The sequence below is a fragment of the Bacteroidales bacterium genome (assembly GCA_035353855.1).
Lineage (GTDB): Bacteria > Bacteroidota > Bacteroidia > Bacteroidales > CG2-30-32-10 > DAOQAK01.
Genome location: DAOQAK010000029.1, coordinates 32,857 through 49,617 on the forward strand (window position 1 = coordinate 32,857; position 16,761 = coordinate 49,617).

Sequence of the window (16,761 nt, forward strand, 5' to 3'; positions counted from 1 at the left end):
AATATAAAATGAGCGAAAACGATAATAAAATTTCATCTTCTGTTGTAATCCTTGCTGCCGGCTTATCGGAGCGAATGGGAAAAATGAAGCCATTACTCAGTTTCAACAACAACAAAACTTTCCTGGAGCAAATCATTTCACAATATCAAAAATTTAATTCTTCCGAAATAGTTGTCGTTACTAATAATTACGTAAACGAGAATTTAAAATTATCGGTATACAAAAACGTAAAAATTATAATTAATCATACTCCTTCATTAGGAAGAATGAGTTCAATAATTTTAGGAATAAACGCATTAACAGAAAAAAAATGTTGCTTCATTCATAATGTGGATAACCCATTTGTTAATATTGATTTACTTGAGAAATTGCAACTGTTTATCAATGATGAAAATTACGTTACACCTGTTTATAATGATAAAGGCGGGCATCCCATTTTGATTGGTAAAAATGCATTAGAAAAAATCAGTGTTCAAAAAATCGAAGATGCTGATTTGCGTGAAATTTTTAAGCCTTTCAAAAGAAAAAATGTTCAAACGGATGATGAAAAAATTTTATATAACATTAATACTATTGATGAATATAAAAAATATTTTCACTTTTAAATAAAATTTATGGATGCCGAAAAGCTGCGTGAATATTGCCTTTCATTAAACAACGTTACCGAAAGTTTTCCTTTCGATGAGGTTACCCTGGTTTTTAAAGTTCAGGGAAAAATGTTTGCATTGGTCAACCTCGACGGAGAATTAAGCATTAATATAAAATGCGATCCGGAAAAAGCTATAGAATTAAGAGAGCATTTCTCTTCCGTATTGCCGGGCTATCACATGGATAAGAAACATTGGAATACTATAATGATTGATGGAAGTATAGATGATAATTTAATTTATTCATGGATATCTGACTCCTATAATCTTGTTTTTTCTAAGTTACCTTATTTGCAACGAATAAAGAAAACAAACGATAAAAAGTCTTGATAACATTTTTATATTATTTTTGTTTCATCAATATTCATTCATTAATTTTCAGATATAACGTATGCCATATCTTGTAGCAATAGCCTTGATTGTTTTTTTTCTTGTACTCAAATATAAGATTGGAAATGCAAAAAATCCTGACTTTGGAGGTAACAGTTGGTCACGTAAAAAGCTTGACAGTCCTTATATCCAGATATTGATGCAACATTCAAATTACTATCGTTCGCTAAACGATGATCTTAAAAAAAGTTATGGCAACAGGATAATCAGGTTTATTGAAAGCAAAGAATACATAGCTAAAAGCGGACTTGAGTTGACTGATCTTATGAAAGTATTAATTGCTGACAGTGCTATAAAACTTACGTTTGGCATTAAAAGTTATCTTTTTGAAAAATATGAAAAAATCTTGATATTTAAAGGTGAATTTTTTTCTGATTTCTCACATTCAAAAGCTAAAGGGGAAACCAATCCCCGTGGAATTATAGTTTTTTCATTTAAAGATTTTTTAGAAGGAGACCTGAATACTTCCGATAATATCAACCTGGGGTTGCATGAATTTGCACATGCGTTAATGACCCAAACTGTTGACCCCGGTGGATACGAAGACGATTATTTTCTTGCAAAAATTGATACCTTTCTTGACTTTTACGGCAATAGTGAAAAAAATAATAAAGTAAAATCATCCCAATACTTTCGCAAATACGCATTTCGTAATGAAATGGAATTCTTTGCTGTTGCAGTAGAACATTTCTTTGAAACCCCGTCGTTATTCATTAAAGAGATCCCTGAACTTTATTATATCATGTGCGAATTACTAAATCAAAATCCGGCAGCATTATATATTAATGATAAAACACCTGTTGCTGTACCTTTATCCATTAAACAGCAAAAGCCCGTTGATTCTATTCCCCCGGGCTCTGCATTATAAAATTATAAACTATTTTCTTTCTTCCGAAATATTTTATTTTACTGATGTAAAAACACTAAATTCAGGTGGCTGCTGTATATGTTTTTTTACTTTACATAAAGAGGCAACATTAATTAAAGCTTCTTTATATTTTTCAGGAAAATCGGCAGGAACCTGTATATCGATATTTATTTTTTTCACCATCTGTGTTGCAGGATCATATTCCATATCCTGGAACAAATGAATATTTTCAGCAGAGATACCGCGCTGGTCGCAGAACCCTTTTACATAAATCCCTGCACATGTTGCCAGCGAAGCAAGGAATAATTCAAATGGAGTTGGTGCAGTTCCTTCTCCTCCACCTGTTACAGGTTGATCGGTTTTTACGATATGCCCATTTATATTGGCATTTACTTTTTTATTTCCTTCAAATGTTACTTCGATTTTCATGGTTATTACAAGTTTTATTATTTACATTACACTTATATGATTTTGCAGAAAAAATTCCTGAAATCAAATAACCCATTATCGCACCCCATAGCATGGTTAACCATGGATTACTTTTAATCGGACAGGAACCGGAAGTGCAGCCTACAGTTGAATAATAAATATATCCTGCTACAATTCCCAGAATAATTCCAATTATTCCTGAAATATTATTTTTTGCAAAAGAGCAAAATTTATTTTTACTTTCTTCTGAATTATTCATCAGGCTTCTTTATTTGCAAACAGCACTTCGTTGATTGCCTGTATAAATGTATCTTTCGGCATAGCTCCCATTATCATTTGCGGCTCACCATTTTTCGGACAAAATAAAATCGAAGGAATACTTCTGATACCAAATATAGCCGATAATTCCTGTTCTGCTTCTGTATCTATTTTATAAATATCCACTTTATCTTTGTACAATTCCGAAAGTTCTTCCAGAACAGGTGCAACCATCTTGCATGGACCACACCAGTCGGCGTAAAAGTCAATCATACAAGGTTTATCACCTAAAAAATTCCATTTACTATTTGTTTCATAATCAAAAACTTTTTGCTTAAAAGTTTCTTTCGTTAAATGTTCCATAATGTCTTTTTTTAATATTTATATTTATTAAATTATAAGCTGTGTATGTGTTCCTGTTCTTTTCACTTGTAAATAAAATAATATTAACCCAAATTATTTAATGTTATTTAATATTTTGCTACGTTTTACCTATAAATGGTCATATTGAATTTATATCTGGTTATATATACTTGTTCTTATCAAGAATGCAAAAGCAAATTTGATTAGAACGAGTTATGCCGATAGGAACAAAATAAGGAAAATGCAAATCTGTTCCGTATCGGTATAAAAATTATTTTAACGTTTTATTTATCGCATCAATCAAAACATCCTTTTCAGTATAACCAATAAATTTATTTACCATTTTCCCGTTTTTAAATAATATCATTGTCGGGATACTCATAACACCAAATCTGTCAGTTGTAATCCTGTTTTTATCAATGTCGAGTTTTGCTATTTTTATTTTACCATTCATTTCCTTATTAATTTCTTCAAGTATTGGAGCCTGCATACGGCAAGGTCTGCACCATGTAGCCCAGAAATCAACCAATACCAAACCACTACTGATTTCTGCATCAAAATTACCATCCGTCAAATGAATAACTTCTTTCACTTTTTTTGTTGAGCTATCAATATTTTTGATATTTTCTTTTTTAATTTCAACTGAAGGGTTATTGATTGTATCAATACTTTTTGAAACAACTTTTTTTTCTTCATTATGTGCTTTTCCTCCACATGATATTAATAAAATAAAAGCGGATAAAATAATCATTAAACGAATTTTCATAAATCTTTTCTTTTTATAATTAATACTTTTCCTGATGCGAAGTTAATGAATCAAGCATAACACATTTGAATATATTTTGTTAATTTAATTTAATTATTTATATATCTACATGTATAACATACAATTAATACATCTGTTGTATCTATTTTGAATAATGAATTGATTTTATAAATTTGTATTATAAAGCAAATGAATGAATATAGAAATAAGAACAGTAGAAACTAAGGCTGATTTAAAAAAATTTATTTTTTATCCTGCTCAATTACACAAAGATCATAAGAACTGGGTACCTCCTATTTACTGCGATGAATTTACTTTTCTGAACCCAAAAAAAAATAAGAACATGCTTACCAATGACATCTTGCTGTTATTGGCATATAGTAACAATAAGATTGTCGGAAGAATAATGGGTATTATCAATCGTCATTATAATGAAACGTATCATTCTAAAACCGGACGTTTCTTTTATCTTGAAAGCGAAAATAATTCTGAAATATCACATGCATTAATAAAATATGTTGAGGACTGGGCTAAAGAAAAAGGCATGAATAAAATGATCGGGCCTTTTGGTTTTTCCGATAAAGACCCTCAGGGTTTAATGATTGAAGGATTTGAGAATATGCCTGTTATTGCAACCAATTATAATTTTCCCTATATGATTGATTTGGTTGAGAAAGAAGGTTACAAAAAAGAAATTGATTGCGTTTCTTATAAACTTCCCATTCCTAAAGAAACTCCAGACTTATATAATAAAATCCTGATTCGCATTTTAAAAAATAACAAGTTGCAAATGCTCGATTTTCAAACACGATTAAGCATGCGCAAATATATTGTTCCGCTTTTCAGGTTAGTTAATGAAACCTACAAAAATCTTTATGGTTTTATTCCCCTGGATGAAAAAGAAATGCGTGAATTCGCTAACCGTTACTTACCTATACTTGATCCTGCGTTTGTAAAAGTTGTTTTAGATGCAAAAAATAACGTGATTGCTTTTATCATTGCAATGCCCGATATGAACCAGGGAATTATTAAAACAAAAGGGAAAATATTTCCATTCGGCTTTCTTAAAATTTTATCTTCAGCAAGGCATACAAAACAACTCAATCTTTTACTTGGTGCAGTAAAAGAGGAATACAGGGGAATAGGATTTGATGTTCTGCTGGGTTCAAAAATTATTGAATCGGCCAGAACACGCGGTATTGAGGTAATTGACACCCATCTTATTCTTGAAACCAATTATAAAATGCGTGCTGAAATTGAAAAGCTTGGTGGTATGTTATACAAAAGATACCGGATATACCAGAAAAATATTTAATTCTTTACCCGGCCCAATTTTCCCTGTCAAGGCTGCGATAATGAATAGCTTCAGCAAGGTGTTCTGTTTTTATATTCTCACTGCTTTCCATATCAGCTATAGTACGGGCTACTTTTAATATACGGTCGTATGCACGCGCAGATAGGCTTAACCTGTCCATTGCCGTTTTCAAAAGTGTTTGTCCGGCATCATCAATTTTACAAATCGTTCTTAGCATTTTACTTGTGATTTGAGAATTGCAATAAATGCCATCCATTTTTTTATATCGGTTTTCCTGCACTTGTCTTGCCTTAACCACGCGGGAACGAATAGCTTCGCTGCGCTCTGATTCACGTACTGCCGAAAGTTCTTTAAACGGGACAGGTGTAACCTCAACATGAATATCAATGCGGTCGAGGAGTGGTCCGGAAATTTTATTCAAATATTTTTGTACAACACCTGGCGAACATACACAATCCTTTTCGGGATGATTATAATAACCGCAAGGACAAGGATTCATCGATGCCACAAGCATAAAACTTGCAGGATATTCCACGCTGTATTTAGAACGGGAAATTGTAACATTGCGTTCTTCAAGCGGCTGACGTAATACTTCAAGAACTGTTCTTTTAAATTCAGGTAATTCATCTAAAAATAAAACACCGTTATGTGATAATGAAATTTCTCCCGGTTGCGGGTTAGAGCCTCCGCCAACTAATGCAATATCGCTGATTGTATGATGCGGCGAACGAAACGGACGAACAGAAATAAGTGAAGAGTTTTTTGCAAGCTTCCCTACCACTGAATGAATTTTTGTTGTCTCTAATGCTTCTTCTATATTTAAAGGCGGAAGAATTGAAGGAAGCCTTTTTGCCAACATAGTTTTTCCTGCACCCGGAGGACCAATCATAATAACATTATGCCCGCCGGCAGCAGCAATCTCCAAAGCCCGTTTAATATTTTCCTGTCCTTTTACATCAGCAAAATCAAATTCATATTCATTCAGCCGGGAATAAAATTCGCTTTTTATATCAACAATTGTTTGTTGAATTTCATTGTCGCCATTAAAAAAATCCATCACCTGCCTTATATTTTCAACTCCGTAAACTTTCAAATCGTTTACAATAGCAGCTTCTTTAGCATTTGCTAACGGAAGGATAAAACCTTCAAACCCTTCCTTTGCCGCTTGAATTGCAATAGGTAAAGCACCTTTGATAGGTTGCAAACTTCCATCCAATGAAAGCTCGCCCATGATAATATATTTTTCAATTCCTTGTGCTTCCATTTGTTCTGAAGCAGCAAGTATTCCAATAGCAATTGTTAAATCGTATGCCGAACCTTCTTTGCGGATATCGGCCGGCGCCATATTTATGGTAATTTTTTTTCCGGGAATTTTATGACCGATATTTTTTAATGCGGCTTCAATTCTATGATGACTTTCTTTAACTGCATTATCGGGCAAACCCACAATAAAAAACTGAATACCGTTATCCATATTTACCTCAACAGTAATAGTTGTAGCATTTACACCATGAACACATCCGCCAAAAGTCTTTACAAGCATAAAATATTTTTTTGTAAAATTAAAACAATATTTTTTAAAATAACAAACACAAAAAAAGCTGCCAGAAAATAGCAGCTTTATGAAATAAATTATTTGTACAAATTATCTTATCTCAACCAATAATTGATGATTTGCAACCTTATCGCCGGCTTTGACATGTATTTTTTTTACAGTGCCTTTTATCGGTGAAGTTATTATATTATGCATTTTCATTGCTTCCAGTACTAATAATCTTTCTCCAACATTTACTTTTTGTTTTTCCTTAACTTCAACAGTAATTATTGTACCCGGAATAAATGATTTTATTGCTCCCCAATCTCTTTCTTCAAATTTTTTGCGTGAAAGGTATTTTTTTGAAAGCAATGTTTTATAAGTATCCGCTTCCAGAACAAATTTCTGAAAATCTGGTTTTACTTCTTTTTCTTCTTTTGTATCTTTTTCGTTTTCCATGATTCAAATAATTAAAATGGAGGAATTCCGTGTTTCTTTGATGGACTATTTTCAGCTTTTTGTGATGAAACCTCAATAGCATGTATCAGGAACCTCCTGGTTTCATTAGGATCGATTACGGCATCAATATATCCGTAAGCTGCGGCCACATATGGATTTGCAAATTTTTTCTTGTATTCTGCTACTTTTTGTTTACGCATTTCTTCAGGATTTTCTGCCTCAGAAATTTCCTGACGGAAAATAATATTAGCAGCGCCTTCAGGTCCCATTACAGCTATTTCAGCAGTAGGCCATGCAAAAACAAAATCAGCTCTAAGGTGACGTGAACACATTGCAATGTAGCCTCCGCCATATGCTTTTCTTAGAATAACCGTCATTTTAGGAACTGTAGCTTCTGAATATGCATAAAGAATTTTAGCTCCATGACGAATAACACCGGCATGTTCCTGATCAATACCGGGTAAATACCCAGGTAAATCAACTAATGTAACCAAAGGAATATTGAAAGCATCGCAATATCTTATGAAACGTGCAGCTTTATCAGAAGAATCCACATCAAGAACTCCCGCTAAGACCAACGGTTGATTGGCAACAAAACCAACGGTCTGTCCGTTCAAACGGCCAAAGCCAATTACAATATTCTGAGCAAATAATGCCTGTACTTCAAAGAAATCAGAATCATCAGCAATTGATTTGATCACATTTCTTACATCATATGGCTGACGGGCATCTGAAGGAAATATTTCTTCAATTTTAAATTGCTTGGTATTCGGTGTTTTCTTTGGGAAAGGTTCTGCTTTCTTAGTATTGTTCCAAGGAATGAAGGATACCAGTTTTTTTATTTGCTCCACACATTCATCTTCACTTTCGGCAAAGAAATGAGCATTACCGGTAATTTCAGAATGAACACGAGCACCGCCAAGAGCCTCCATTGATATTTCTTCACCTAAAACTGTTTTAATTACTTCAGGTCCGGTGATAAACATCTTTGAAATTTTATCCACCACAAAAACAAAATCGGTTAAAGCGGGAGAGTATACTGCTCCACCTGCACAAGGCCCAAGAATAACCGAAATCTGAGGGATAACACCAGAAGCAATTGTATTACGGTAAAATATATCACCATAACCTGCAAGCGAGTTAACACCTTCTTGTATACGTGCACCACCTGAGTCATTAATTCCTATTAAAGGAATTTTCAGGTTCATGGCATGATCCATAATCTTGGTTATTTTACGCGCATGCATAAAACCAAGTGAACCACCGGCCACAGTAAAATCCTGAGCATAGATACAAACCGGGTACCCGTTTATTGTTCCTGTTCCTGTTATTACACCGTCGCCGGGAAGGTGTTTTTTATCCATGTCGAAATCCTTTGCAGAATGTTCAACAAATAAATCATATTCTTGAAAAGAGTTTGGATCGAGTAAAGCAATAATACGTTCACGGGCGGTCATTTTACCCATAGCTACTTGTTTCTCAATAGCTTTGGCTCCTCCACCCTGAATGGCTTCCTGCATTCTTCTTTTCAGATCAATGGTTTTCTGTTTAAGAGACATAAACCTAAGTATTTGTTATACAGTTATTTAATTATGTTTTTTTGCTATTATTTTTAACCGCAAAAAGTTCAAATTAAATCATTTTTTTTCTAAATATTTTTTTGATTGTCATCGTGTTTTCAACAATCAATTTTTAATATATCAAAAATACAAATTAATTATTCCCAAAATGATATTTTTATAGACTAATTTATAATTTATTTATTCTAAAGTCTATGTTAAAAATTGTTAATCATATTCATTTAATGTAAATATGATTTTGTTTTTTATTGAGGATATTCTCCGAAAGTCTTTTTAAAAAAACGATGAACACTATGAGGGAAACCTGGTTGTTTTACAAACATCATTATACATTCATTGCAAATTATATTAAGTCCATTCTGTTTTGCTTTGTCAATTGCATTTTCATTTTCTGAACCGGGTTGCAACCAAATATGAGTTATTGTTTTTCCTGAAATAACATTTTCAATTATTTTTTCTGTGACCTCTGGCTTTGTAATGAAAATAGCAGCTTTAACTTTTGCCGGTACATCCTTAATTTCAGTAAAACACTTTTCTCCTTCAATCTCATTCACACGCGGATTTACCGGATATACATTAAATCCTCTTTTTTTCAGAAATCGCAAAACAATATTACCAAATTTCTTTCTGTCAGTTGATGCGCCTATTACTGCCATATCCTTATTCGACAGATAATCCTCTATTTCTTTCAGTGCAATCATAAAATAAAATTTTAACAAAATAACGAATTTAAATTTTATAAAAAAAGGTCGAAAACGCTACATTTTGAATTATCTTAGCAATCCTTTTATCATAAAATTATGCAGACTATCTACAAAAAAACAGAAGAGCTTAGAAGTGAAGGGAAAAAAATAGCTTTATGTGTTGTTGTTTCCACCTCCGGTTCAACCCCTGGCAAAACGGGTGCAAAAATGATTGTTCTCGAAGATAAAACCATCATAGGAACAGTTGGTGGCGGCAGTATTGAGAAAGATGTGATTGAACAAGCCATTCATATTATCAAATCCGGAAAGCCTGAAATAAAGCGCTACAAGCTTGAAGAAGACCTTAAGATGAAATGCGGCGGTACAATGGAGGTTTACATTGAACCATTAAATATTTTAAAAAAGCTTTACATCTTCGGAGCCGGTCATATTGGTAAAGCTGTAGTTAGGTTTGCAAAAGAACTTGATTTTAACATTACCGTTTTTGATTCACGTGAAGGAATTTTTAACAACAATGAATTTGAAGGATGCAATTGTATTTGTAAAGATTATTTCAAAGCAATTAAAGAAACGGAATTTGATAAAAATACGTTCATCGTAATTGTAACTCCCAAACATGAGTACGATGAAGAAATTCTGAAACGTGTAGTTGTTAAGCCTCACGCTTACGTTGGAATGATAGGCAGCAGAAGAAAAGTAGAAATTATTAAGAAAAATCTTTTAAAAGAAAAAATTATTTCCAAAAGTGAAATCGAAAAAATTGATATGCCTATCGGAATTCCTTTCGCTGCCGAAACACCCCAGGAAATTGCAGTTAGCATTATTGCAAAACTTATTGATGTAAGAAATACTTCAAAAGTATAATCAAGATATTATGGCATTATTAAAATTTATTCTCGACGGAGAATTAAAAGAACTTGACTTTCGTAAAGAAAATATAATTCCTTCCACGACAGTCTTAAATTATTTACGTTCTCTTCCCAATCATAAAGGTGTTAAAGAAGGCTGTGCTGAAGGCGATTGCGGTGCTTGCACTGTTGTTGTTGCTCATTTAGAAAATGGAAAACTGCATTACAAAGCAATTGATTCTTGTCTGCTTTTTCTTCCGATGATTCATGGAAAACAATTGATAACAGTTGAAAATTTAGCACAAGTTATCCATGGCGAAAAAATGCTTCACCCGGTTCAGCAGTTGATGGTTGAAACAAATGGAAGTCAGTGTGGATACTGTACTCCGGGAATTGTGATGTCGCTATTTGCATTGTACAAAAACGCAAATAATCCTTCTGATGAAATCATCAAAGATGCACTTACCGGAAATTTATGTCGCTGCACAGGTTACAAACCAATTATTGATGCCGCCAGAAAAGCCTGTGTCAATAATTGTTTTGACCATTTCACAGAAAAAGAAAATGAAATCATTTCATTGATTTCAAAAATCAAAAGTGAACAAAAAACGTTAACATTCAAATCAAAAAAACAAACATATCACAAACCATTTATGCTCAGTGAAGCATTGCGTTTGAAAAAAGAAAATTCCAATGCAATTATCATCAACGGCTCAACCGATGTGGCTTTGCGACAATCAAAGAAAAAAGAATTGCTTTCGGAAATAATTGATATATCTGATGTGAACGAATTGAAAAATTTTCATGAAGATGAAAATAATTTTTATTTCGGAGCCGGGCTTTCAATGGAACAGGTAAGAAAATATTCAGAAATAAATCTATCTGCACTTGAAAATATTTTAACTATTTTTGGTTCGTTGCAAATTCGAAACATCGCTACAATAGGCGGAAATGTTGGCTCTGCATCTCCTATTGGCGATAGTCTTCCGGTACTGTTTGCTTACCATGCAAAAATAAAATTAGAATCAGAAAATTCCGAACGTATCATTCCAATTGAAGAATTCATAAAAGGATATCGACAAACTGATATAAATGCGGATGAACTCATTACTGAAATAATCATCCCACGTCCCAATAAAAAACAAATAATAAAATCATATAAAATTTCGAAACGAAAAAATCTTGATATATCAACAGTAAGCGGGGCATTCCATCTTGAACTTGAAAACGATTTTGTTTCTGAAATCACACTTGCATACGGTGGAATGGCTGCATTTACGAAGCGTGCAAGCAATGCGGAAAATTTCCTGAAAGGGAAAAAATGGTCAACAGAAAATGTTGAGCCAGCAATGAAAATCATCGAAGAAGAATTTGCTCCCATCTCAGATGCAAGAGCTGATGCGGATTACAGGAAAATCACTTCTAAGAATATATTGATGAAATTTTATCTTGAAACTTGTAAAGATATAGAGGTAGAGGGAATAGGGTATAAGGAAATATAGTTTACCATATACCTTCTAAAACTTAAAATTCAACAAAACATGAATAACAATTTACATCACGACAGCGCTATAAAACACGTAACGGGCGAATCGGTTTATGTTAATGATATTCCTTTGCACAACCAGTTGCTGTTGGGTAAAGTTGTTTTCAGTAAACAGGCTCATGCTAAAATTAAAAAGCTGAATATTAAAAAAGCTTTAAAGGTAAAAGGTGTTCATGCTATTCTAACTGCAAAAGATATTCCCGGTGAAAACCAGATGGGACCAGTTGTTCACGACGAATTATGTTTGGCGGAAAAAGAAGTAACCTTTATCGGACAGGCTGTAGCCCTTATTGCTGCTGAGAATGAGAATGCATTGCATGAAGCAGAAAAGTTAATTCAAATAGAATACGAACCGCTTGATGCAATTCTTGATATTGAAACTGCAATCGAAAAAAATAACCTGATTGCTCCACCCAGGAAAATTGAAAGAGGCAATATTGACGAGGCTTTCAAAACATCACCACATATTATAAAAGGTGAATTAAAAACAGGTGGACAAGAACATTGGTACCTTGAAACACAGACTGCTCTTGCCGTTCCGGGTGAAGGAAAAGAAATATTGGTTCATGCTTCGAGTCAAAATCCAACCGAAACACAAGCCATTGTTGCCGAAGTTTTAGGCATACAAAAAAATGAAGTGGAAGTGGAAGTGAAGAGAATGGGTGGTGGTTTTGGGGGAAAAGAAACACAGGGAAACCATGTTGCTGCATGGGCTTCATTGCTTGCCAATGCAACCAAACGACCGGTAAAAATTCACCTCTTCAGGGATGATGATCAAATCATGACCGGAAAACGTCATCGTTACTTTTCAAAATATGAAATCGGGTTTGATGATGAAGGACAAATTCTTGCTTACAAAGTTGAATTAAATGCAGATGCCGGCGCGGCAACTGACTTGTCAATGGCTATTCTTGAGCGTGCAACACTTCATGCTGACAATTCATATTTTCTTCCACATGTTCAGATAATCGGAAAAGCATACAAAACAAACCTCCCGTCGAATACGGCTTACAGAGGTTTTGGCGGACCTCAGGGAATGGCTGTAATTGAAAATGCAATTGATAAAATTGCTCGTTTTCTTCATAAAGAACCAACTGAAATCCGTTCGAAAAATTTCTATAAACACGAAAATAATTTTCATACACCCTACGGACAAAAAGTTGAGAACAACAGACTTTATGCAATGTTTGAAAGATTGATCGAATCATCGGCATATTATAAAAGAAGAAAAGAAATTGATGCATTCAATAATAAAAATAAATTTTTTAAAAAAGGAATTGCGTTAACACCAGTGAAATTCGGCATTTCATTCACCACTTCATTTTTGAATCAGGCTGGTGCTTTGGTAAATATCTATACTGATGGAACAGTATTGGTCAATCATGGAGGTACGGAAATGGGACAGGGTTTACACACAAAAATGTTACAGGTCGCATCGGCTGAGTTAGGCGTTAGTCCTGATAAAGTGAAAGTAAATGCAACCAACACTTCCAAAGTTCCCAACACCTCTCCTACTGCGGCATCATCAGGAAGCGACATCAATGGTATGGCTGTTAAGAATGCTATTGATACAATAAAATCAAGGCTTTTGGAAGTTGCTGTTTCAGAATTAGAAAAAAAATATTCTTTAAAAACTTCAAAAGAAAATATTGTTTTTGAAAATAATTTTATTTTCGATAAAGAAAATCCGGAACAGAAAATTTCTTTTAGTGAACTGGTAAATACCGCTTACATCAAGCAAGTGAGCCTTAGTTCCACTGGTTATTACAGAACTCCGGGAATTTATTTCGATAGGGAAAAAGGCCAGGGAATTCCGTTTTATTATTTTGCTTATGGCATGTCGGTTTCGGAAGTTGAGATTGATGTATTAATCGGTCAGCATAAATTATTACGAACAGATATCATTCATGATGTTGGCGATTCGCTGAATGAAGGCCTTGATATTGGCCAGATTGAAGGTGGTTTTGTTCAGGGCATGGGATGGGTTACAACAGAAGAATTGAAATGGGATAAAAATGGGAATCTTCTCACACATTCACCCGACACTTACAAAATTCCAACAGTGAATGATATTCCAATTGATTTCAGAGTTGAGCTTTTAAAAGATGTTCCGAATGAAGGAACGATTCGCAGAAGCAAAGCCGTTGGAGAACCGCCATTCATGCATGCTTTCTCGGTTTGGCTTGCAATAAAAGATGCAATCTCAGCAGTAAAAAATCATGAAGCAGAACCTGAATTCTCTTTACCGGCAACGGCTGAACAAATTTTAATGAGCATAGAGAAATTAAAAAACATATAGATTTTATGAAAGACATTTTTTTGAAAATTAATGAACTGTCCGAAAAGTACAGGTATTACACGGCTAACAATCTTTCGAAACTGGTGAAAATAAAATCAATCAGCATGAACGAGAAAGATGTTCAGCTTGAATTAAAACGACAAATGGAAAAAGCAGGATTTGATGAAGTGCGAATTGACGGTCTTGGAAATGTGATTGGAAGAATTGGAAAGGGCAAACGCATTCTCGCAATTGACGGGCATATGGATACTGTTGATGTGGGTAATATCGAGAATTGGAATTTCGATCCGTTTAGCGGAGAAATAAAAGATGGATATGTGCATGGCCGTGGAACCGTTGACCAGGAAGGCGGTCCGGCTGCTGCTGTTACCAGCGGAAAGATTCTGAAAGAACTTGGTTTTGATAAAGACCTTACGTTTCTTGTTGTTGGGAGCGTGATGGAGGAAGACTGCGACGGGCTTTGCTGGAAATATATTGTTGAAGAAGAAAAAATAAAACCCGATTTCGTTATCAGCACCGAACCCACAAACCTTAATATTTACAGGGGTCACAGAGGACGCATGGAAATTGTTGTGAAGTTCAAAGGTGTATCATGTCATGGCAGTGCGCCCGAACGCGGAAAGAATGCAATATACATGGCAGCCCGCGCTGCGCTTGAAATTGAGAAATTAAATGAACGTTTGAAATCAGACCCTTTCCTTGGAAAAGGCTCTGTTACCATTTCTGAAATAAAATCGGAAAGCCCCAGTTTATGCGCTGTTGCTGATTATGCACAGTTTCATCTTGACAGAAGATTGACATGGGGAGAAACCAAAGAATCGGCTGTTGCAGAAATTGAAGAAATTGTAAAAGGCATGGATGCTAAAGTGGAAGTTCTGTATTACGAAGAAAAGGCTTATACCGGTATGAAATATGGAATGGAAAAATATTATCCTACCTGGAAAATTGAAGAAACACATCCCGTGGTAACTGCCGGTGTTAAAGTATTTGAAGGCTTATTCAATAAAAAACCTTTTATTGATAAATGGACATTTTCAACAAATGGTGTTACAATAAATGGGTATTATGGAATTCCATTAATCGGATTTGGCCCGGGAAATGAAGTATTGGCACATGCTCCAAACGAAAAAGTCCCGGTTGATGATCTGGTAAAAGCATCAGCATTTTACGCTGCTTATGCTTACATGATATAATGTTGACGCGGATTGACGCAGATTTTTACTGATTGACACATAAAATATTCATAAATTTCATCTAAAAAATCAATTATGAAATCATTTGAAAAAATTATTGAAGAAATTAAAAAAATGAAAACAAATCTTTATCAAAAAGATTTTCTTTTAACATGGGACAAAACAAAAGATGAATTGCTGCAAACCCTTTTAGTTGCTGAAGCTTTAAAGTATCTGCGCGACAATAACATTTCAGCAAAATGTTTTGATTCAGGTTTGGCAATCTCTAACTTCCGCGACAATTCAACTCGTACACGCTTTTCATTTGCATCAGCATGTAACTTACTCGGATTGGAAGTTCAGGATCTGGATGAAGCTAAATCGCAAGTAGCCCACGGCGAAACAGTTCGCGAAACTGCAAATATGATCTCTTTCTTAACCGATGTTATCGGAATTCGTGATGATATGTTTCTTGGTGCTGGTCATACTTACATGCTTGAAGTTGGCGAAGCCCTTGATGATGGCTTCAAACAGGGCGTACTTCCTGCTCGTCCGGGAATTGTAAATCTTCAATGCGATATTGACCACCCTACACAATCGATGGCTGATTTATTACATCTGAAAAATTATTTCGGTTCACTCGAAAATTTAAAAGGCAAAAAAATTGCAATGACATGGGCTTATTCACCAAGCTACGGAAAACCGCTGTCGGTGCCACAAGGCATCATTGGTTTGATGACCCGTTTCGGGATGCAGGTCGATCTTGCTTATCCCGAAGGTTATGATTTGATTCCCGATGTAATTGAACTTGCCGGAAAAAATGCAAAAGAAACAGGAGGAAGCTTCCGCGTTGTAAATAATATGGATGAAGCATTTAAAAATGCCGACATCGTGTATCCCAAGAGCTGGGCGCCATACAAGGTTATGGAAAGAAGAACACAACTGCTTCAGAAAAATGATAAAGAAGGATTAAAAGTTTTAGAACAGGAATGCCTTGCCAATAATGCAAAATTCAAAAACTGGGAATGCACCGAAGAAAAAATGAAACTCACAAAAGATGGAAAAGCGTTATACATGCACTGTCTTCCTGCTGATATTTCTGATGTTTCATGTAAAGAAGGCGAAGTTGCTGCAACTGTGTTTGAAAAATACCGCATCGAAACTTATAAGGAAGCAGGGTACAAACCTTACATCATCGCTTCAATGATTTTCAATAATAAATTTAAAAACGCAACTGAAATTCTTGAACGATTAAAGAAACAAAATTCAAAAAGAATAATCGAATAATCCAAAAGGCTGCTTTAAAGCAGCCTTTTTAGTTTTATAGTTCGTTAAGTTTTAAAATGCAGATAAAATAGATTTCTTGCTAATGCCCGAAATGACAATATCAATCTGCATTTTGTCATTTCGAAAAATGAGAAATCTTAAAACTTAACAAAATTTTTATTCTAAAAAATATATTTGATTTGAACATTTGCATTTTTCTATCTTTGTTATAAATAATATTCTATGAAAAAATATTTCATTCTTAGAGACTGTTTAAAATTCATTTATTGATTTTATTATGCATCAATCTGATCATA

17 protein-coding genes are annotated in these 16,761 nt (G+C 34.3%); 9 read left to right on the forward strand and 8 right to left on the reverse strand.

Annotation, left to right across the window (positions count from 1 at the left end; genetic code table 11):
• Positions 1-8 precede the first annotated feature (8 nt).
• The 3 genes from PKK00_08800 to PKK00_08810 all read left to right on the forward strand — a co-directional run bounded on the left by PKK00_08800 (position 9) and on the right by PKK00_08810 (position 1,905).
• The gene (locus PKK00_08800; protein HNW98492.1) at positions 9-605 is read left to right on the forward strand and encodes an NTP transferase domain-containing protein; all 597 of its coding nucleotides are present in this window, start codon (positions 9-11) and stop codon (positions 603-605) included.
• Positions 606-614: 9 nt separating this feature from the next.
• Entirely contained in the window at positions 615-977 is a 363-nt protein-coding gene (locus PKK00_08805; protein ID HNW98493.1) for an MmcQ/YjbR family DNA-binding protein, read from the forward strand.
• Between the two features lie 61 nt (positions 978-1,038).
• Positions 1,039-1,905: a zinc-dependent peptidase gene (locus PKK00_08810; protein ID HNW98494.1), complete on the forward strand. Its 867-nt coding sequence runs from the start codon at positions 1,039-1,041 to the stop codon at positions 1,903-1,905.
• Positions 1,906-1,938: 33 nt separating this feature from the next.
• On the opposite strand, the gene PKK00_08815 is transcribed toward PKK00_08810, so the two are convergent.
• The 4 genes from PKK00_08815 to trxA (PKK00_08830) all read right to left on the reverse strand — a co-directional run bounded on the left by PKK00_08815 (position 1,939) and on the right by trxA (PKK00_08830) (position 3,721).
• Positions 1,939-2,334, reverse strand: a complete 396-nt coding sequence (locus PKK00_08815) for an OsmC family protein (GenBank protein ID HNW98495.1) — start codon at positions 2,332-2,334, stop codon at positions 1,939-1,941.
• Positions 2,312-2,593 (reverse strand): DUF6132 family protein, encoded by a 282-nt coding sequence (locus PKK00_08820; GenBank protein ID HNW98496.1) that lies wholly within the window; start codon positions 2,591-2,593, stop codon positions 2,312-2,314. The genes PKK00_08815 and PKK00_08820 overlap by 23 nt, the downstream gene beginning before the upstream one ends.
• Positions 2,593-2,955 (reverse strand): thioredoxin, encoded by a 363-nt coding sequence (gene trxA, locus PKK00_08825; protein HNW98497.1) that lies wholly within the window; start codon positions 2,953-2,955, stop codon positions 2,593-2,595. Before trxA (PKK00_08825) ends, PKK00_08820 begins: the two co-directional genes overlap by 1 nt.
• Before the next feature lie 271 nt (positions 2,956-3,226).
• Positions 3,227-3,721, reverse strand: coding sequence for a thioredoxin (gene trxA, locus PKK00_08830; GenBank protein ID HNW98498.1), 495 nt, complete (start codon positions 3,719-3,721; stop codon positions 3,227-3,229).
• Positions 3,722-3,914: 193 nt separating this feature from the next.
• On the opposite strand from trxA (PKK00_08830), the gene PKK00_08835 reads away from it, so the two are divergent.
• Positions 3,915-5,036, forward strand: a complete 1,122-nt coding sequence (locus tag PKK00_08835; protein ID HNW98499.1) for a GNAT family N-acetyltransferase — start codon at positions 3,915-3,917, stop codon at positions 5,034-5,036.
• Positions 5,037-5,040: 4 nt separating this feature from the next.
• Here PKK00_08835 and PKK00_08840 read toward each other — a convergent pair whose 3' ends face one another.
• The 4 genes from PKK00_08840 to PKK00_08855 form a co-directional block, all read right to left on the reverse strand.
• Positions 5,041-6,579: a YifB family Mg chelatase-like AAA ATPase gene (locus PKK00_08840; protein HNW98500.1), complete on the reverse strand. Its 1,539-nt coding sequence runs from the start codon at positions 6,577-6,579 to the stop codon at positions 5,041-5,043.
• 102 nt (positions 6,580-6,681) lie between these two features.
• Entirely contained in the window at positions 6,682-7,029 is a 348-nt protein-coding gene (locus tag PKK00_08845; protein ID HNW98501.1) for an acetyl-CoA carboxylase biotin carboxyl carrier protein subunit, read from the reverse strand.
• An 11-nt stretch (positions 7,030-7,040) separates the two neighbouring features.
• Positions 7,041-8,588, reverse strand: a complete 1,548-nt coding sequence (locus PKK00_08850) for an acyl-CoA carboxylase subunit beta (GenBank protein ID HNW98502.1) — start codon at positions 8,586-8,588, stop codon at positions 7,041-7,043.
• 266 nt (positions 8,589-8,854) lie between these two features.
• Positions 8,855-9,310 (reverse strand): CoA-binding protein, encoded by a 456-nt coding sequence (locus PKK00_08855; protein HNW98503.1) that lies wholly within the window; start codon positions 9,308-9,310, stop codon positions 8,855-8,857.
• A gap of 99 nt (positions 9,311-9,409) precedes the next feature.
• Here PKK00_08855 and PKK00_08860 point away from each other — a divergent pair, with 99 nt between their 5' ends.
• The 5 genes from PKK00_08860 to ygeW all read left to right on the forward strand — a co-directional run bounded on the left by PKK00_08860 (position 9,410) and on the right by ygeW (position 16,465).
• Entirely contained in the window at positions 9,410-10,177 is a 768-nt protein-coding gene (locus tag PKK00_08860) for an XdhC/CoxI family protein (protein ID HNW98504.1), read from the forward strand.
• A 10-nt stretch (positions 10,178-10,187) separates the two neighbouring features.
• On the forward strand, positions 10,188-11,663 hold the full coding sequence (gene xdhA / locus PKK00_08865; GenBank protein ID HNW98505.1) for a xanthine dehydrogenase small subunit: 1,476 nt from the start codon (positions 10,188-10,190) through the stop codon (positions 11,661-11,663).
• Between the two features lie 39 nt (positions 11,664-11,702).
• Positions 11,703-14,006 carry a xanthine dehydrogenase molybdopterin binding subunit gene (xdhB, locus tag PKK00_08870; protein HNW98506.1) on the forward strand — a complete coding sequence of 768 codons (2,304 nt, stop codon included), beginning with the start codon at positions 11,703-11,705 and terminating at the stop codon, positions 14,004-14,006.
• Positions 14,007-14,011: 5 nt separating this feature from the next.
• The gene (locus PKK00_08875) at positions 14,012-15,199 is read left to right on the forward strand and encodes a YgeY family selenium metabolism-linked hydrolase (GenBank protein HNW98507.1); all 1,188 of its coding nucleotides are present in this window, start codon (positions 14,012-14,014) and stop codon (positions 15,197-15,199) included.
• Positions 15,200-15,274: 75 nt separating this feature from the next.
• Positions 15,275-16,465, forward strand: coding sequence for a knotted carbamoyltransferase YgeW (gene ygeW / locus PKK00_08880; GenBank protein HNW98508.1), 1,191 nt, complete (start codon positions 15,275-15,277; stop codon positions 16,463-16,465).
• Positions 16,466-16,761: the final 296 nt, after the last annotated feature.